Origin of the sequence: Paractinoplanes durhamensis (genome assembly GCF_016862175.1) — a bacterium.
In the GTDB taxonomy this organism is placed as follows: Bacteria; Actinomycetota; Actinomycetes; order Mycobacteriales; family Micromonosporaceae; genus Actinoplanes; species Actinoplanes durhamensis.
In genome coordinates this window covers 174,525-191,220 of record NZ_BOML01000005.1, presented here as the reverse complement: position 1 = coordinate 191,220, position 16,696 = coordinate 174,525, and the positions used below count along the sequence as shown (strand labels likewise).

17 protein-coding genes are annotated in these 16,696 nt (G+C 69.8%); 11 read left to right on the top strand and 6 right to left on the bottom strand.

From position 1 onward, the window contains the following. Positions 1-88: 88 nt before the first annotated feature. Positions 89-679 (bottom strand): hypothetical protein, encoded by a 591-nt coding sequence (locus Adu01nite_RS02815; protein WP_203724609.1) that lies wholly within the window; start codon positions 677-679, stop codon positions 89-91. Between the two features lie 107 nt (positions 680-786). Beyond that, positions 787-1,380 carry an ATP-dependent Clp protease proteolytic subunit gene (locus Adu01nite_RS02810; RefSeq protein ID WP_203724608.1) on the bottom strand — a complete coding sequence of 198 codons (594 nt, stop codon included), beginning with the start codon at positions 1,378-1,380 and terminating at the stop codon, positions 787-789. A gap of 130 nt (positions 1,381-1,510) precedes the next feature. Between Adu01nite_RS02810 and Adu01nite_RS02805 the strand changes: the two genes are divergently transcribed. After that, on the top strand, positions 1,511-2,317 hold the full coding sequence (locus Adu01nite_RS02805; RefSeq protein WP_203724607.1) for an Fpg/Nei family DNA glycosylase: 807 nt from the start codon (positions 1,511-1,513) through the stop codon (positions 2,315-2,317). Here Adu01nite_RS02805 and Adu01nite_RS02800 read toward each other — a convergent pair. From Adu01nite_RS02800 to Adu01nite_RS02790, 3 genes are all read right to left on the bottom strand, one after another. Next, the gene (locus Adu01nite_RS02800) at positions 2,308-3,636 is read right to left on the bottom strand and encodes a polysaccharide deacetylase family protein (protein WP_239132088.1); all 1,329 of its coding nucleotides are present in this window, start codon (positions 3,634-3,636) and stop codon (positions 2,308-2,310) included. The genes Adu01nite_RS02805 and Adu01nite_RS02800 overlap by 10 nt on opposite strands. Before the next feature lie 123 nt (positions 3,637-3,759). Continuing rightward, positions 3,760-5,130, bottom strand: coding sequence for an FAD-dependent oxidoreductase (locus Adu01nite_RS02795; RefSeq protein ID WP_203724606.1), 1,371 nt, complete (start codon positions 5,128-5,130; stop codon positions 3,760-3,762). A gap of 10 nt (positions 5,131-5,140) precedes the next feature. Continuing rightward, positions 5,141-6,322: a carboxylate-amine ligase gene (locus Adu01nite_RS02790; RefSeq protein ID WP_203724605.1), complete on the bottom strand. Its 1,182-nt coding sequence runs from the start codon at positions 6,320-6,322 to the stop codon at positions 5,141-5,143. Positions 6,323-6,364: 42 nt separating this feature from the next. On the opposite strand from Adu01nite_RS02790, the gene Adu01nite_RS02785 reads away from it, so the two are divergent. From Adu01nite_RS02785 to Adu01nite_RS02765, 5 genes are all read left to right on the top strand, one after another. After that, the gene (locus tag Adu01nite_RS02785) at positions 6,365-6,628 is read left to right on the top strand and encodes a DUF6412 domain-containing protein (protein WP_203724604.1); all 264 of its coding nucleotides are present in this window, start codon (positions 6,365-6,367) and stop codon (positions 6,626-6,628) included. A gap of 389 nt (positions 6,629-7,017) precedes the next feature. Further along, the gene (locus Adu01nite_RS02780; RefSeq protein ID WP_203724603.1) at positions 7,018-7,677 is read left to right on the top strand and encodes a YidC/Oxa1 family membrane protein insertase; all 660 of its coding nucleotides are present in this window, start codon (positions 7,018-7,020) and stop codon (positions 7,675-7,677) included. Positions 7,678-7,784: 107 nt separating this feature from the next. Beyond that, on the top strand, positions 7,785-9,182 hold the full coding sequence (locus tag Adu01nite_RS02775; RefSeq protein ID WP_203724602.1) for a carbohydrate-binding protein: 1,398 nt from the start codon (positions 7,785-7,787) through the stop codon (positions 9,180-9,182). A 167-nt stretch (positions 9,183-9,349) separates the two neighbouring features. Then, complete coding sequence (locus tag Adu01nite_RS02770; protein ID WP_203724601.1) at positions 9,350-10,594, top strand: chitinase; 1,245 nt, start codon at positions 9,350-9,352, stop codon at positions 10,592-10,594. A gap of 14 nt (positions 10,595-10,608) precedes the next feature. After that, a complete protein-coding gene (locus tag Adu01nite_RS02765; RefSeq protein ID WP_203724600.1) occupies positions 10,609-11,802 on the top strand; it encodes a chitinase in 1,194 nt (397 codons plus the stop codon). On the opposite strand, the gene Adu01nite_RS02760 is transcribed toward Adu01nite_RS02765, so the two are convergent. After that, positions 11,799-12,455 (bottom strand): DedA family protein, encoded by a 657-nt coding sequence (locus Adu01nite_RS02760; protein ID WP_203724599.1) that lies wholly within the window; start codon positions 12,453-12,455, stop codon positions 11,799-11,801. The genes Adu01nite_RS02765 and Adu01nite_RS02760 overlap by 4 nt on opposite strands. A gap of 70 nt (positions 12,456-12,525) precedes the next feature. Here Adu01nite_RS02760 and Adu01nite_RS02755 point away from each other — a divergent pair, with 70 nt between their 5' ends. Genes Adu01nite_RS02755 through Adu01nite_RS02735 form a run of 5 tightly spaced genes read left to right on the top strand, consistent with a single transcriptional unit; the run spans position 12,526 to position 16,696 of the window. Next, positions 12,526-12,873: a PadR family transcriptional regulator gene (locus Adu01nite_RS02755; protein WP_239132087.1), complete on the top strand. Its 348-nt coding sequence runs from the start codon at positions 12,526-12,528 to the stop codon at positions 12,871-12,873. After that, positions 12,870-13,793, top strand: a complete 924-nt coding sequence (locus Adu01nite_RS02750) for a hypothetical protein (protein ID WP_203724598.1) — start codon at positions 12,870-12,872, stop codon at positions 13,791-13,793. The genes Adu01nite_RS02755 and Adu01nite_RS02750 overlap by 4 nt, the downstream gene beginning before the upstream one ends. Beyond that, entirely contained in the window at positions 13,790-15,436 is a 1,647-nt protein-coding gene (locus Adu01nite_RS02745) for an alpha-amylase family protein (RefSeq protein ID WP_203724597.1), read from the top strand. Before Adu01nite_RS02750 ends, Adu01nite_RS02745 begins: the two co-directional genes overlap by 4 nt. 42 nt (positions 15,437-15,478) lie before the next feature. After that, positions 15,479-16,243, top strand: coding sequence for a 3-oxoacyl-ACP reductase FabG (gene fabG / locus Adu01nite_RS02740; RefSeq protein ID WP_203724596.1), 765 nt, complete (start codon positions 15,479-15,481; stop codon positions 16,241-16,243). 39 nt (positions 16,244-16,282) lie between these two features. Continuing rightward, positions 16,283-16,696 carry a hypothetical protein gene (locus Adu01nite_RS02735; protein ID WP_239132086.1) on the top strand — a complete coding sequence of 138 codons (414 nt, stop codon included), beginning with the start codon at positions 16,283-16,285 and terminating at the stop codon, positions 16,694-16,696.

Below are 16,696 nucleotides of genomic sequence, written 5' to 3'. Positions count from 1 at the left end.
GCAAACGCCGAAGGGCGGCTCACCATTGAGCCGCCCTCCGAGGAATGTCGTGGTCGCGAACCGCTGACCACGAACGATCCAATGCCCGTCAGAAACGGTTGACAAACTGTGAATCAAGCCACTCACGCAGGTTGTTCACCGGCTGCACATCGGTGCCCAGCCAGTAGAGCGAGCCGGTCAGGGCGAGCACGCCGAGCACGATCGCGCCGAGCGAGAGCACCATGCCGATGAGGGCGTCGGTCTTGCCGGCCACGTGCCGCTTGCCGGTGGCGTGGATGCCGCTCAGCGAGAGAATCAGGGCCAGACCGGCCACGCCGATGCCGTAGCCGAGCAGCGGCCCGGAGAGCACCAGCAGCACGGCCGCGACGCTGAGGATCAGCCCGAGCGTGGCGAGCAGGCTGGCCCGCGGCTTGGGTCCGGTGACGACCGGGGCCGGCTTCTCGACGACGGCCGGCACCTTGTCGATCTCGGCCGTGTCCCGGTTCTCCGGCCAGCGCTTCACGGCGGTCGGCGGGGGCGGCGGGGTCACGGTGCGGTCGGCCGGCCGCAGGTCGGCCGTGGTGTCGTCGGTCCGGGGCCGGACCGGTGAGGTAGTGGTGGTGACGGGGCCCGCCGTGCTCGGGCGGTCCGCCTCCGCGGTCTCGGTCTCGGTCTGGCGAGAGAACGTCGGGAGCCTCACGTCAGTACCTCCTTGACGTTGTGGGGGATGACACGCCTATACCCCGATCTCCCACAGGCCACACAAAGGGCGCGCGGCAACGGCCGCGCGCCCGGTGAAACAACTGGTCAGGCGGGCAGAGCCACCACGTCGCTGGCCCGGCTGATCACGTGGTCGACCATCCCGTACGCCTTGGCCTCGTCGGCGGTGAACCAGCGGTCGCGGTCGGCGTCACGCTCGATCTCTTCGGCGGTGTGCCCGGTGTGGAACGCGATCCGCTCGTTCATCACGTGCTTGACGTGCAGCATGCTCTCGGCCTGGATGGCGATGTCGGCCGCGGTGCCGCCGATGCCGCCGGAGAGCTGGTGCATCATCACCCGGGCGTGCGGCAGGGAGTAGCGCTTGCCGGGGGCGCCCGCGCACAGCAGGAACTGGCCCATCGAGGCGGCCATGCCGAGCGCGATGGTGGCCACGTCGTTCTTGATGTACTGCATCGTGTCGTACACCGCCATGCCGGCGCTGATCGAGCCGCCCGGCGAGTTGATGTAGAGCGCGATGTCCCGCTCGCTGTCGTTCGAGGCCAGCAGCAGCATCTGCGCGCAGATCCGGTTGGTGACCTCGTCGTTCACCTCGCTGCCCAGGAAGATGATCCGCTCCCGGAGGAGCCGCTCGTAGACCTGGTCGTCGAAGGATCCACCACCGCGCATCGTCAGCTCGTTCATGCCCCCACCCTCTCGCATCAGCCGTGGGGCGTCCCAACCGGCCCGTCAGTTGACGTCCCCCAGCTTCGCTCAGCAACAGGGGTCACACCCAACGATTCCCCTCTGGGCAGAACGGATAGCGTTGCCCCTCGTGCCAGAGGGACACACGATTCATCGACTCGCCGCCCGGCATCGGGAGCTCTTCGCCGGGCAGCCGCTCTCGGTCAGCAGTCCGCAGGGACGCTTCACGGCCGGCGCCGCCCTTGTCGACGGGCGCACGCTGCGCGACACCGAGGCGTACGGCAAGCATCTGTTGCATCACTACGACGGCGATCTCAGCGTGCACGTCCACCTGGGACTTTACGGAAAGTTCGCGGACGGCGAGCGGCCCGTGCCGGAGCCGGTCGGGCAGATCCGGATGCGGCTGGCCGGCGACCGGCACTGGCTGGAGCTGCGCGGCCCGACCGCGTGCGAGGTGTTCGATCCGCTGCAGGCGCAGCGGCTGCGCGACCGGCTGGGCGCCGACCCGCTGCGCGACGACGCCGACCCGGCCGCCGCGTTCCGGAAGATCGGCACCAGCACCAAGCCGATCTTCGCGCTGCTGATGGATCAGTCGATCGTGGCCGGCTGCGGCCTGATCTACGCGAACGAGGTGCTGTTCCGGGCCGGGCTGGCGCCGACCACGGCGGGGCGCCTGGTCGGTGCCGAGGGCTGGGACGCGCTCTGGGCCGACCTGCGGGCGCTGATGAAGGAGGGCGTGGCGCGCGGCCGGATCGACACCGTGCACACCGCGCACACGCCGGAGGCGATGCGCCGGGCACCGCGGGTCGACCGGCACGGCGGCGAGGTGTACGTCTACCGCCGTCCCGGTCAGCCGTGCCTGGTCTGCGGCACCGCGGTGAGCCGCGGCCCGCTGGCCGGCCGCAACCTCTACTGGTGCGGGGTCTGTCAGGCCTGAGGGGCGGCGGACGGAACCGTGGAGGCCGAGGGGTCGGGGGTGGCCGGCGTCTCGGCGGGGGTGGGCTCGGTGGTCGGCGCGGACGTGACCGGCGCGGGCTGACCGGGGATGCCGAGGGTGAAGTTCTCCTTCAGCCAGGGCAGCAGCTTCTGGTACGCCGCGATGGTGTCCGGCTGGTTGAAGTCGTGCGACAGCACGATCGAGCCGGGCTTCACGTGCTTCTTGACCTCGGCGATCACCCGGGCGATGTGCGCGTCGTCGGTCTCGCCCACCCTGTGGTCCCAGTCCTGCGGGTCGACCTGCCAGTAGAGCGAGGTCATCCCGTCGGCCGCGGCCACGCCGACCAGCCGGTCGGTGAAGTTGCCGCCGGGCGCCCGGAAGAACGGGACGGCCGCACCGGGCACCGCCGCCTCGATCGCGGCGTTGGTGCGGGCCAGGTCCGCCTGGATCTGCGTCGGCTTGTCCTTACCGATAGTGAGGCTGTGACTCCAGGTGTGGTTGCAGAGCGTGTGCCCCGCGGCCACGATCTGTCGCACGATCTCGGGGTGCTTCTGCACCTGCTGGCCGACCAGGCAGAAGGTCGCCTTGATCTGGTACTGGTCCAGCAGGGCCAGGATGCGCGGCGTCTGCGCCGGGTCCGGCCCGTCGTCGAAGGTGAGCGCGACCGCGGTGGTGCCGGTGACCAGCAGCGAGTTGCCCGGCCCGGTGTGCTTGGCCTCGGTGGCCTGCACCGGGGTGTCGGCGGTGGTGGACGCGGTCGGCGCCGGGGCGGACGCCGCCGGGTCGGCGGCCTTGCCGTCGGCGGAGTCGTCCTTCTGCCCGGACGAGTCCGAGCCGCCGCCGGGCTTGGTCTTCTGCGCGGCGTGCGTGCCGGCCGCCCGCTGGGCGGCGGCGTTCACCGCGTCGATGCTGTTGTCGTTGTTTCCGCCGCCGGGCACCGCGACCAGCAGCAGGCCGGCCGCGACCAGGGCGGCGAGCAGCACCTGCTGCCGCTTCTTGCCCATCAGCAGCCAGGACTCGATCGGCAGGGTGCCGGGGGCGCGGTGGCTGCCGGTGACCGGCCGCTCGTTGCGGTGCCGGGCGGACCGGGTGTTGCGCGGCCCCATGGCACTCAGCGCGGTCAGTTGATCCAGCACGTTGCGCTGGGCTGGAGCGACACGCTGGTGCCGCCCGCTGCGCGAAGCGGCAACCCGTGGCGGCAGGTCGTAGGTGACGCGCGGCCGGGCGTCCTCAAGGGACTCGGCGCGGCGGTGTCGGCCGCCCGGCTCGGCGACGTCGCCGGACGCCGAACTCGGGTACGTGAGGGATTGCGGCGACATGCTGCATGCCTACCGTGTTGCAAGATCGAGCGCGATACCAGATCGGTGATTCCGTATTTACGGCGCGTAGTAACGCCTGCTGGCGCTCTGTGACCCCGAAAACACAAAATCGACCAAGTCGGCCTACATCGCCTTGTGCACCGCGTCGGTCGCCTTGCGCGCCGCGATCAGCACCGGGTCCCACACCGGGGCGAACGGCGGCGCGTAGCTGAGGTCGAGCGCCGTCATCTCCTCCACGGTCATCCGGTTCCACACCGCGACGGCGAGCGCGTCGATCCGCTTGGCCGCCTCGGCCTTGCCGACGATCTGCGCGCCGAGCAGTGTCCCGGTGCGACGCTCGGCGATCAGCTTGATCATCATCTTGCTGGCGCCCGGGTAGTAGCCGGCCCGGCTGGTCGACTCGACCCGGGCGGTCACATAGGCGAACCCGGCCCGCGCCGCCTCCTTCTCGGTGAGGCCGGTCCGGGCCACCTCGAGCTCGCAGACCTTGGTCACCGCGGTGCCGATCACCCCCGGGAACGTGGCGTAGCCGCCGGCCAGGTTGATGCCGGCCACCCGGCCCTGCTTGTTGGCGTGGGTGCCGAGCGGCACGTGCACCGGTTCCCCGGTGATCAGGTGCCGGGACTCCACACAGTCGCCGGCCGCCCAGATGCCGTCGGTGCCCTCGACCCGCATCCGCCGGTCGGTGCGCAGGCCACCGGTGGGTCCGACCGGCAGGCCGGCGGCGGTGGCGAGCGCGGTGTTCGGGCGTACCCCCAAGCCCATCACCACGATGTCGGCCGGCAGCGAACCGCCCGGGGTGACCACCGCCCGCACCCGGCCGCCCTCGGTCTCCAGCGAGTCCACGTGCGCCTCGGTGACCACCTTGATGCCCTGGCCGCGGATCGCCTCGGCGACCAGCTCGCCGACATCCGGGTCGACCGTCTTGCCCATCGGCTGCGCCGACTTCTCCAGCAGGGTGACGTCGAGACCGCGTTTCAGCAGCGCCTCGGCCATCTCCACGCCGATGTAGCCGCCGCCGATCACCACCGCGGTGCGCGGCGCCGGGTCGCTCGCCAGCCACTCCTGAATGGCGGCGCCGTCGTCCAGGGTCTGCACGCCGAACACGCCGGACGCGGTGACGCCGGCCCACTCGGGGATGACCGGGGTCGCTCCCGTCGCGTACATCAAGTGGTCGAAGTTTTCCCGGACCTCGCCGCCGCCGGCGAGATCGCGCGCGATGACCAGCCGTCGATCCGGGTCGATGGTGACCACCTCGTGCCGCAACCGGACGTCGATGCCGGCCTCGCGGTGCACCTCGGGCGTGCGGGCGATCAGCTTCGCCCGCTCGGTGACCGCGCCGCCGATCCAGTAGGGGATGCCGCACGCCGAGTAGGAGGTGAAATGCCCCCGCTCGAACGCGACGATCTCCAGCTGGTCAGGGCCGAGGCGCTTGCGGGCCTGCGACGCCGCCGACATGCCGGCCGCGTCACCGCCGATCACGACGAGCTTCACGCGGTCCAACTTACGTCGCGGTGGCGTCCTCGGGGTCACTTCCGCCGCGGGTGGCCCGGGCCAGCCAGTCGACCACGTCGGCGACCGTGCCGTCCCGGTTGAGGATCGCGCGCTGCCGGGCGGCGCCGGTGCCGTGCGACCGCAGCCGTCCCATCAGGACGGTGGTCATCTCCAGGTCGCCGTGCCGCTCCAGCTCGGGCCGGACGTAGTCGAAGAGCTGCCGCATCAGGCGCCAGGCCGGCCGCGGTTCCCGGGTGGCCAGGTCGAGCAGCTGACCCTCGAGCCCGTCCCGGGCGGCCCGCCAGTGCGCGGCCATCAGCAGCGGATGCGGCACGTCCGGCGCCGGGGCGCCCTCGCGGATGTTCCGCAGCAGCGTCGCCACCAGGCCCCGGGCCAGGGCGGCCAGCAGCATCGCGTCGTCCAGGCTGGGCATCACGTCGCCCATCCGGATCTCCACGGTGGGGTAGCTCGCGGAGAGCCGGGCATACCAATAGAGCATGCCCTCGTCGAGCATGGCGCCGCTCGCCCGCAGGTCGGCGACCAGCGTCTCGTAGTGCTCGGGCGATTCGAGGTGCGGCGTCGGGCCGACCGTCGGCCAGCGCTCCCAGAGCATCGAGCGCCAGCTCGCGTAGCCGGTGTCGCGTCCGTCGGCCAGCGGCGAGTTCGCGGTGGCGGCCTGGAAGACCGGAAGCCACGGCCGCAGGTGGTTCAGCACGTGGATGCCGCTCTCCGGGTCCGGGATGCTGACGTGCACGTGCGTGCCGCACATGCCCTGACCGGGGGAGAGGTCACCGAAACGCTCCCGCATCCGGTGGTAGCGCGGCCGGTCGACGAGCCGGGCGACGGGCCCGGCCGCCGGTCCGGTGCCGACCGCGACGAGGCGCACGCCGGCCTGCTCGGCCGCGCCGGACACCACGCCGCGGAGTTCCTTCATGGCTTCGTAGAGGGTCGCGAGGTGCAATTGCGGCGGGCTGGCCACCTCGATCTGGGTGCGCAGATATTCGTGCTGCACCGCTTCGGCGTACTCGGCCGGGATGTGGTCGAGAACGTCCTCGACCGCCTCCACGCCGCGCGGTTCGACCGCGTCGACCAGGAGGTATTCCTCCTCCACGCCGAGCGTGAGAAGGTCCTGCGCCTCGGCCTCCTGGGCCATCTCGTCGGAGATCGTCGTACCACCGGAAGCCGCATCCATGCGCCCCCGTTACCCGTTGCGGAACGGAGCTAAGCTTCGCCCATGCTGCTCGAGGGTTTCTGGGCCCTTCTCGACCCCACCACCTTCGGGGCGCCGACGCAGCTCGTCCTCGGCCTGGCGCTGGTCGCCGCCGCCATTCTCCTGGTCGCCACCACCGCGCTTCCGGCGCTGGCAGCGATCATGGCGCCCGCGACCTTCGCTTTCGCCCGCCGAGCCCGCATCGCGACCCGCCCTCGCCTGGCCGACCCGGACGCACCCGGTCGCCCGCGCTCCCGAGCCCCCGCCATGAGTCCCGCGGCAGCGTAAGGCTCTTTTTCCGGGCAACATCAACATCAAGATCCAGCTGTCGTGCCGGGGTGGTGGGTACAGACCGTCGCTCCCGCCGGGACCGCGGCGGGGCGAGCTGGCCGCTGACGCGTCCAAACCACTCACCCCACCACGGCGACGTGCGTGCGTGGTTGCGCCCAAACCCCCACCCGGCCGCCCCGCGTTCCGGCGTCGCACTCGCGGCTGGATCGTGGATCGGCCGAACCCGCGCTCCGATGCCGCGATCGCGGCTCGATCGCGGGTTGGTCGAACCCGCGCGTGGGTGTCGTTCGTGGGTCGACCCCGTCCATCTTGATCTTGAGCTTTCGGATACTCGCCTTTCTGCCGCCTCTGCGTTCTCGTCTCTTCGGACCGCAAGGGGTCGCACCATGTCTGTTTCGCACGCTTTCGGGGCCGTGGTCGGCGCCGCTCACTCCGCCATCGAAGCCCTCGCCACCCTGCTCACCCCGCTGGCCGGAAACCTCGCCACGGCCGCCGCGATCATCGTCTTCACCCTGCTGATCCGGCTGCTGATCAGCCCGATCACCTACCTGCAGGTCCGCGGTGAACGCCGTCGTGCCGCCCTCAACCCGCAGATCGAGAAGCTGCGCGAGAAGCACGGCAGCGACCCGATGGTGCTGGCCACCGAAACCCTGGCCCTGCAGCGGGCGAACGGCATCAACCCGTTCGCCGCACTCCTGCCCGCTCTGGCCCAGGCTCCGTTCTTCATGATCATGTACCGGGTGGCGATGACCGCCCCGGCCGGCGCGGTCTTCGGCATCCCACTGACCGCCCACCTGATGGCCGGCCTGCCGATCTTCGCCGCGTTGCTCGCCATCGCCGTCCTCATCGCTCGTTGGTCGGCCCGCCGGATGCCGGCCGAAGCCCCGAAGTTCCTGAAGGCGATGCCCTATTTCACGGTCGCGGTGGTCGCCTGGATGCCCCTGGCCGGCGCCCTCTACCTGGTCACCTCGACGTCGTGGACCGCCTTGGAGCACGCCGTCCTGCGGCGCCCGAAAACCGCCGCGGTCAAAACGGGCAATCAATGATCGCCAATATTGACAACCTCCCCGTAACAAGCGTGAAATCTGCTGAGAGCGCTCTCACAGCGCTCCGACTCCCGCCAAACCGACCCCCCTGCGGAAAGGCGCAACCCATGTCCCGTTCCCGGAAGAGACTCCGCGGTCTCCTCGCGATCGCGACCGCCACCGTCGCGGTCGCCGCGACCGCCGTCTTCACGATGGATGCCAACGCGGCCGTCCCCGCCGCCCCGTCCGGCATGACCACCGTCTTCAGCGACGACTTCACCGGCGCGGCCGGCACCGGCCTGAACCGCACGAACTGGCTCTACGACATCGGCACCGGATACGCGGGCGGCGCGGCCAACTGGGGCACCGGCGAGATCGAGACGATGACCGACTCGACCAGCAACGTCTACCAGGACGGCAGCGGCAACCTGGTGATCAAGCCGATCCGGGACTCGGCCGGCAACTGGACGTCCGGGCGGGTCGAGACACAGCGCACCGACTTCGCGGCGCCGGCCGGTGGCAAGGTGCGGATCGAGGCGCGACTGCAGCAGCCGAACGTGAGCGGCGCCGCGGCGGCCGGCTACTGGCCGGCGTTCTGGGCGCTCGGCGCGGCCGCCCGCCCGGTGGGTGCGAGCAACTGGCCGAGCATCGGCGAGTGGGACATCATGGAGGACATCAACGGCCGGTCCTCGGTCTTTGCGGCCCTGCACTGCGGCACCAACCCGGGCGGTGTCTGCAACGAGACCACCGGCCTCACCAGCGGTGAGAAGGCCTGCTCCGGCTGCCAGACCGCGATGCACACGTACGCGGTGGAGTACGACCGCAGCGTCTCGCCCGAGCAGATGCGGTGGTATCTGGACGGCGTCAACTACTTCACCCTCAACTCGTCCCAGATCGACGCGACCACCTGGAACAACGCCACCCAGCACGGCATGTTCGTGATCCTCAACGTGGCGATCGGCGGCGGCTTCCCGGCCGCGTTCGGCGGCGGCCCCACGTCGGCGACGCAGTCCGGCGTGCCGATGACCGTCGACTACGTGGCCGTCTACCAGTCCTCGGGCGGCACGACGACCACTCCGCCGACCACGTCGCCCACCACGGCGCCGACCAGCGGCACCACCCGGGACGCCTTCGCCAAGATCGAGGCCGAGTCGTTCAACGCGCAGTCCGGCGTGATCGCCGAGACCTGCTCCGAGGGCGGCCAGGACATCGGATCCATCGCGAACGGCGACTGGGCCCAGTTCAACAACGTCAACTTCGGCAGCGGCGGGGTGAAGGACTTCGTCGCCCGGGTCGCCTCCGGTGCGGGCACCGGGATCAGCGGCCTGGTCGAGGTCCGCCTGGACAGCCGCTCGAACGCGCCGATCGGCAGCTTCGCGCTGGCGAGCACGGGCGGGTGGCAGTCCTGGACGTCGATCCCGGGCAACGTCTCCGCGGTCACCGGCACCCACACGGTCTACCTGACCTTCACCAGTGGGCAGCCGAACGACTTCGTCAACGTCAACTGGATCCAGTTCCGCAAGTAGTCACCAGGGTCGATGGGTCGAACGCGCTGACCTGCGCGTTCGGCCCTGTTCGCATGTCTGCAAAAGGTGCGAAAGATTTAAGGTTCTTTAACGTCCGCCCCTCTGGACTTTATTGTTAACAGTCCTAAAGATTGACGCATATCACAGGACTACGTGGAGGGACGGCGATGAAGCGCTCCAGATCGGTGGTCCTCGCGACCGTGGCGGCGCTGGTCGCCGGCGGCGCGGCGGTCTACTTCTCCGGCACGGCCGGCGCGGCCGTCGCCTGCACCTCCGCGTGGAGTTCCACCCAGGTCTACGTCGGTGGCAACAGCGCGTCGCAGAACGGCCACAACTACACCGCCAAGTGGTGGACCCAGAACGAATCCCCGGCCACCCACTCCGGCCAGTGGGACGTGTGGGCCGACAACGGCACCTGCGGAACGTCGACGCCCACGACGACTCCGCCGACCACGGCCCCCACCACAACTCCGCCGACCACCGCGCCCACGACGACGCCCCCTGGGAATGGCACGCTGCCGGCCCACTTCCTCACCGGCTACTGGCAGAACTTCTACAACGGCGCGGCCGCCCTCAAGCTCGCCGCCGTCCCGACCAGCTACGACCTGATCGCGGTGGCCTTCGCCGACGCGAGCGGCACCCCCGGCGCAGTCACCTTCACCCTCGACTCCGGCCTCGCGGCGCAGGTCGGCGGCTACACCGACGCCCAGTTCAAGGCCGACATCGCCACCCTGCACTCGCGCGGCAAAAAGGTGATCATCTCGGTCGGCGGGGAGAAGGGCACGGTCAGCGTCGCCGACTCGACCGCCGCCACCAACTTCGCCAACTCGGTCTACACCCTGATGACGACGTACGGCTTCGACGGCGTCGACATCGACCTGGAGAACGGCCTCAACTCGACCTACATGGCCTCCGCGCTGCGCAGCCTGCGGGCCAAGGCCGGGGCCAACCTGATCATCACGATGGCGCCGCAGACCATCGACATGCAGAGCACCGGTTCGTCGTACTTCGCGCTGGCCCTGTCCATCAAGGACATCCTCACCGTGGTGCACACCCAGTACTACAACTCCGGCGCGATGCTCGGCTGCGACCAGATGAACGCGTACTCGCCGGGCAACGTCAACTTCCTGACCGCGCTGGCCTGCATCCAGACCCAGAACGGCCTGCGCCCCGACCAGGTCGCCCTCGGTCTGCCCGCGTCGACCAGCGCGGCCGGCGGCGGCTACCAGTCACCGGCCAACGTCAACGCCGCCCTCGACTGCCTGGCCCGCGGCACCAACTGCGGAAGTTTCAAGCCGCCGGCCACCTATCCCGGCATTCGGGGCGCCATGACCTGGTCGATCAACTGGGATGTCACCAACGGCAACTCGTTCGCCAACACCGTCAAGCCGCACCTCTCCACACTCCCCTGAAAACTGGAGTCCCCGTGAAACTCGGCAGAAAACTGCTGGTCCTCGGCGCGGTGGCCGCCACCGGCCTGTCCGCTGCGATCATCCCCATGACCATGTCGAACGCGGCCACCGCCTGTGCCGCCGCCTGGTCCTCGAGCGCCGTCTACGTCGGCGGCAACAGCGCTTCGCAGAGCGGCCACAACTACACCGCCAAGTGGTGGACCCAGAACGAGTCGCCGGCCACCCACTCGGGCCAGTGGGACGTGTGGGCCGACAACGGCGCCTGTGGCGGCACGACCACGCCGACCACGCCGCCGACCACCGGCCCGACCACGACCCCGCCGTCGACCGGCACCAAGATGGCCTCGTCGCCGTACGTCTACCCGGGCTGGGGCAACCCGCCGGCGCCGTCGACGGTCACCAGCGCGACCGGCATCAAGGCGTTCACCATGGCGTTCGTGCTCGCCAGCAACGGCTGCAACCCGGCCTGGGACGGCGAGACCGGCCTGACCGGCGGCGTGCACGCCAGCTACATCGCGCAGATCAAGGCGGCCGGCGCGGACATCGTCCCGTCGGTCGGCGGCTACAGCGGTAACAAGCTCGGCCCGAACTGCACCACCACCGCGGCGCTGGCCGGCGCGTACCAGAAGATCATCGACGCGTTCGCGCTCAAGTCGATCGACATCGACATCGAGAACACCGACGAGTTCGAGAACACCGCGGTGCAGGACCGGGTTCTCGGCGCTCTGAAGATCATCAAGCAGAACAACCCGTCGGTGAAGACGATCCTCACCTTCGGCACCGCGACGACCGGCCCGACCTACTACGGCACCCGGCTCGTGCAGCAGGCCAAGGCGCTCGGCGCGAACATCGACATCTTCACCCAGATGCCGTTCGACTTCGGCGGCGGCGCCGACATGTACGGCAACACGGTGAACTCGTCCGAGGCGCTGAAGAACCTGCTCAAGACCACGTTCGGCTACACCGACGCGCAGGCCTACAGCCACATGGGCATCTCCGGCATGAACGGTCTGTCCGACCAGCAGGAGCTGACCTCCACCGACACCTGGACGCGGATCCGCGACTACGCCAAGAGCAAGGGCTTCGCGCGGTTCACCTTCTGGGCGGTCAACCGGGACCGAGGCTGCGCCGGGGGCGGCGTGGTCTCCAACTGCTCGGGTATCGCGCAGGCCGACTGGGCCTTCACGAAGATCAGTGCAGGGTTCTAGTCACGGTTGACGGGGCGCGCGGCCGCTTCCTTGCGGCCGCGCGTCTTCTTCACGACCCACCAGATGACGGTGCCGGCGAAGATCGCGCCGACCCCGTAGTCGAACCAGTGGCTGTACTGCTCGACGTTCTGCCAGCGCTCGCCGAGCAGGTAGCCGGCCAGAACGAACAGCGCGTTCCACACCCCGCTGCCGATCGTGGTGAACACCACGAACTGCCCGAGCGGCATGCGATTGGCGCCGGCCGGGATCGAGACCAGCGAGCGTACGACCGGGGCGCAGCGCCCGAAGAGCACGGCATTCCGCTCGTGCTTCTCGAACCACCGATCCGCCTTGTCCAGGTCCGTCGCGTCGACCAGCGGGATCCGGTCGAGCCATCGCCGCAGCCGCTCCTCGCCGAGCGCCCGGCCGAGCCAGTACAGGATCACCGCGCCGCCGACCGAGCCGGCGGTCGCCGCGATCAGCACCAGGACCAGGTTCACCCGGCCCTCGGCGGCGAGGTAGCCGGCCAGCGACAGCACGATCTCGCTCGGGATCGGCGGCACCAGATTTTCCAGCGCGACGAGCAGGCCGACGCCCACCTCGCCGAGTGACTCGATCACCGACGCGACCCAGCCGGTGAGCCCGCTCAGCTGCCCCAGATCGCTTTCTGCCATCGCTCATGTCTACCCGACTCCGCTGCTCTCAACCGTTCTCATATACCGATCATCGGTATATGCTGCCGACGTGACCGACGGACCGATGCGCGAGCCGACCTTCCTGGTCCTCACCGCCCTCGCCGGCGGGCCGCAGCACGGCTACGCGGTGATCGAGGACATCGCCGGGATGACCGGCGGCCGGGTCCGGTTGCGGGCCGGCACGCTCTACGCGGCGCTCGACCGGCTGCGCACCGAGGGGCTGATCGAGGCCGACCGCGAGGAGATCGTCCAGTCCCGCCTGCGGCGCTACTACCGGCTCACCGCGACCGGCGAGCGGAGCCTGACCGCCGAGACCGCCCGCCTGCGCACACAGGCCACCATCGCGGAGCGCCGCCTGCGCATCCGCCGGATCGAGCTCGGGGGAGCCACCTCATGACCACGCCGGAGAAACGCTTCCGTCGCCTGATCGCGCTCTACCCCAAGGACCACCGGGCCGAGTACGGCGAGGAGATGCTCGGCGTCCTGCTGGCCGACGGCCGCACCGGTCCGGCCGTGACCGCCGATCTCGTGCGGGCCGCCCTCGGCGCCAGGTTCCGGGAGACGTTCGCCGGGTTCCGGGACGAGCGGTGGCGGCATGCGGCGTACGCGGTGCAGTTCTTCGGCTCGCTTCTGCTGTTGGCGATGGCCGTCCGGCGGTTCGCGATGGCGATCCTGTCGATGGTGCGGTGGCCGGGTTACGACATCTCCCCGTTCTACGGGGTCGACATGGTCCGGCTCCTCGGCTGGGCGGTCGCGCTGACCGGTGCCGTGCTGGGCATCCGGCTGCTCGGTGTGACGGGCGCGGCGGCCGGGCTGGCCGGCGAGATCGTCGCCCCGTTCCGGTACTACTTGGACACTCCCGCCCAGGTCCTGAACGCGTACTGGATCTTCGTGGCCGCGACCGTCGTACTGATCGCCGCCGCGGTGTCCGCCCGGCGTGCCATCCCCCGAGGGTGGCCGTTCGTGGTGGCGGCCGGGGTGGTGCTGATCGCCCAGGGCATGGCGCCCTTGAACCTGCGGGTGCCGCTGTTCGGTGCGGCCGCGGTGCTGACGCTGATCGGGGTCGCCCGCCTGGATCCCGCCATCCGCGGCCGGGTGATCGCCTTCGGGGTTCCGGTGCTCGCGGTCTTCCCCCTGATCCGGCTCGGGTTCGACGGCTTCGTCCGGCACAACATGGGCCACCCCGAGGCGATCATGCTGATCAGCCCGGTGCAGTGGGCGGTGCTCGTGATCGTGCCGGCCGCCGCGTTCGTCGTCGCTGCCGAAATCGACAGGCGGTTTCGGGCCCCGATGGCGGGGACAAGTAAGGGGGCATGAGTGACCGGTGGTACCAGAAGGCCGTCGTCTACTGCCTCGACATCGACACGTTCGCCGATTCCAACGCCGACGGTGTCGGTGACATCCGTGGCCTGATCGGCCGGCTGGACTACCTGGCCCGCCTCGGTGTCACCTGTCTGTGGCTCAACCCGATCCATCCGACCCCCGGCCGCGACGACGGGTATGACGTGGAGGACTTCTACAACGTCGACCCGCGGCTCGGCACCCTCGGCGACTTCGCCCAGCTGCTGCACGAGGCGGGCAACCTCGGCATCAAGGTGATCATCGACCTGGTCGTGAACCACACCTCCGACCAGCACCCGTGGTTCCAGTCGGCCCGGTCGTCACCGGATTCGCCGTACCGCGACTGGTATGTCTGGGCCGACAGCGCGCCCTCCGACCGGCACCAGGGCATGGTTTTCCCCGGCGAGCAGGGCGAGACGTGGTCCTACGACCGCACCGCGAAGCTCTGGTATTACCACCGCTTCTACAAGTTCCAGCCCGACCTCAACATCAAGAACCCGGCGGTCCGCGAGGAGATCAAGAAGATCTGCGCGTTCTGGCTGCAGCTCGGGGTGGCCGGGTTCCGGATGGACGCGGTGCCGTTCATCATCGAGGAGACCGAGCCGGGTAACCCGAATTCGCCCAAGGACATGGACTACCTGACCGACCTGCGGCAGTACGTCCAGTGGCGCAAGGGTGACGCGGTCCTGCTGGCCGAGGCGAACGTCGAGCCGGACCAACTGGTGACGTTCTTCGGCGATGGCGGTGGCTCGAACAACCGCATCCACATGCTGTTCGACTTCATGCTCAACGGTCAGCTGATCCTGGCGCTGGCCCGGCAGAACCCGGAGTCGATCATCGCGGCGCTGCGCGAGACGCCGAAGCTGCCGCCGGGCGGCCAGTGGGCCACGTTCCTGCGCAACCACGACGAGATCGACCTGTCCCGGCTCACCGCCGACCAGCGCAACCTGGTCTTCGCCGAGTTCGGCCCGGACGAGGACATGCAGCTGTACGGGCGGGGAATCCGGCGGCGGCTGGCCCCGATGCTGGGCGGCGACCGGCGGCGGCTCGAGCTGGCCTACTCGCTGCAGTTCAGCCTGCGCGGCACCCCGGTGGTGCGCTACGGCGAGGAGCTCGGCATGGGCGACGACCTGCGGCTGGAGGGGCGCAACGCGATCCGGACGCCGATGCAGTGGAACCTGCTGGCCAACGCCGGCTTCTCCACCGCCGACAGCGAGAAGCTGATCCGCCCGGTGGTCAGCACCGGCGAGTTCGACTATCGCAAGGTCAACGCGTCGGATCAGCGGGCCGACCCGAAGTCGCTGCTCTCCTGGTTCGAGCGGATGATCCGGACCCTCCGGGAGGCCCCCGAGGTCGGCGCCGGCGCCTGCGCCCACGTGGATGTGCCGGTTCCCGAGGGCGTCCTGGTGCACCGCGCGGACGACGCCACCGGTACGATGATGTTTGTGCACAACCTGTGCACAAATGATGCGGTCGTCGACCTCAGCTCCGTCTATGCCGACGCCGATTCCCCGACCGACGTGCTGGCCGACCAGAAATATCCTGACCTGGGCAAGTTCGACCAGGTTCCGGTCGCCGGGTATGGCTATCGGTGGATCCGGCTGCGGCGCTGCTCGTGAGCCGGGTTACAGTCGGCCGTCGGTAGATCAGTGGAGGCCGCAATGTCGCAGTCCGCACCCACCCGGGTAGCCATCGTCACCGGAGCCGCGCGAGGGATCGGTGAGGCCACCGCCCGCAAGCTCGCCGCCGACGGGCTCGCCGTCGCCGTCGTCGACCTCGACGAGGGTGCCTGCGCCAACACCGTGACCGCGATCCACGACGCCGGCGGCACCGCCCTGGCGGTCGGGGCCGACGTCTCCGACCCGGTGCAGGTCGCGGCGGCCACCGAGCGGGTGGTGGCCGAGCTGGGTGCGCCGACCGTGCTGGTCAACAACGCCGGCGTGCTGCGCGACAACCTGCTGTTCAAGATGAGCGAGGACGACTGGGAGACCGTGATGGCGGTCCACCTGCGCGGCGCGTTCCTGTTCAGCCGGGCCGTGCAGAAGCACATGGTGGACGCGGGCTGGGGCCGGATCGTCAGCCTCTCCAGCACCTCGGCGCTGGGCAACCGCGGTCAGGCCAACTACTCGGCGGCCAAGGCCGGTCTGCAGGGCTTCACCAAGACCCTCGCGATCGAGCTCGGCCGCTACGGCATCACCGCCAACGCGGTCGCCCCCGGCTTCATCGTCACCGACATGACCGCCGCCACCGCCGCCCGGGTCGGGGTCGATTTCGCCGATTTCGAGAAGGCCGCCATCGGTCAGATCCCGGTGGGCCGTTCAGGTCGTCCCGAAGACGTCGCGAACACCGTATCCTTCCTCGTCAGCGAGGGCGCCGGGTTCGTCTCCGGTCAGGTCATCTACGTGGCCGGTGGCCCTCGGGATTAGTTTGCTGAGGGGCGCTACAAAGAGATGATGAATAGACGCATGACCTCCCGCAGTGTCTCGCTGACCAGCACCTTCATGTTGCTGGCGGCGGGCGGCGCGGCGGCCTGCGACAGCGGCAACCGCTACCAGGACGAGGGCTTCTACTGCGCCGACCAGAATGGCGTGATCGTCGACGAGGACTACTGCGACGACGACCACTACCACTCGTCGGGCGGCATCTACCCCTATTACATCTGGCACTCGCCGTCCTACGGCCGCGGCTACTCGGTCGGCAGCAGGCTGCCGTCCGGGGGCACCAAGTTCGCCTACAACGACAAGGCGTCCCGGTCCGCGTTCGGCCTGCCGTCCTCCGGCAAGATCGGCAACGGCACGGTCAAGACCAGCGTCGTCGGCAAGGGTGGCAGCGGCACCAGCAAGTCCTCCGGAAAATCCTCGAGCAAGTCTGGTAGCTGA

What these genes read in the sequence shown, in the direction of transcription:
- Adu01nite_RS02790 (WP_203724605.1), bottom strand. Translation starts at nt 6,322, where the DNA reads ATGGATGCGGCTTCCGGTGGTACGACGATCTCCGACGAGATGGCCCAG.
- Adu01nite_RS02750 (WP_203724598.1), top strand. Translation starts at nt 12,870, where the DNA reads ATGACCACGCCGGAGAAACGCTTCCGTCGCCTGATCGCGCTCTACCCC.
- fabG (WP_203724596.1), top strand. Translation starts at nt 15,479, where the DNA reads ATGTCGCAGTCCGCACCCACCCGGGTAGCCATCGTCACCGGAGCCGCG.
- Adu01nite_RS02760 (WP_203724599.1), bottom strand. Translation starts at nt 12,455, where the DNA reads ATGGCAGAAAGCGATCTGGGGCAGCTGAGCGGGCTCACCGGCTGGGTC.
- Adu01nite_RS02780 (WP_203724603.1), top strand. Translation starts at nt 7,018, where the DNA reads ATGTCTGTTTCGCACGCTTTCGGGGCCGTGGTCGGCGCCGCTCACTCC.
- Adu01nite_RS02735 (WP_239132086.1), top strand. Translation starts at nt 16,283, where the DNA reads ATGACCTCCCGCAGTGTCTCGCTGACCAGCACCTTCATGTTGCTGGCG.
- Adu01nite_RS02800 (WP_239132088.1), bottom strand. Translation starts at nt 3,636, where the DNA reads ATGTCGCCGCAATCCCTCACGTACCCGAGTTCGGCGTCCGGCGACGTC.
- Adu01nite_RS02745 (WP_203724597.1), top strand. Translation starts at nt 13,790, where the DNA reads ATGAGTGACCGGTGGTACCAGAAGGCCGTCGTCTACTGCCTCGACATC.
- Adu01nite_RS02810 (WP_203724608.1), bottom strand. Translation starts at nt 1,380, where the DNA reads ATGAACGAGCTGACGATGCGCGGTGGTGGATCCTTCGACGACCAGGTC.
- Adu01nite_RS02775 (WP_203724602.1), top strand. Translation starts at nt 7,785, where the DNA reads ATGTCCCGTTCCCGGAAGAGACTCCGCGGTCTCCTCGCGATCGCGACC.
- Adu01nite_RS02770 (WP_203724601.1), top strand. Translation starts at nt 9,350, where the DNA reads ATGAAGCGCTCCAGATCGGTGGTCCTCGCGACCGTGGCGGCGCTGGTC.
- Adu01nite_RS02785 (WP_203724604.1), top strand. Translation starts at nt 6,365, where the DNA reads ATGCTGCTCGAGGGTTTCTGGGCCCTTCTCGACCCCACCACCTTCGGG.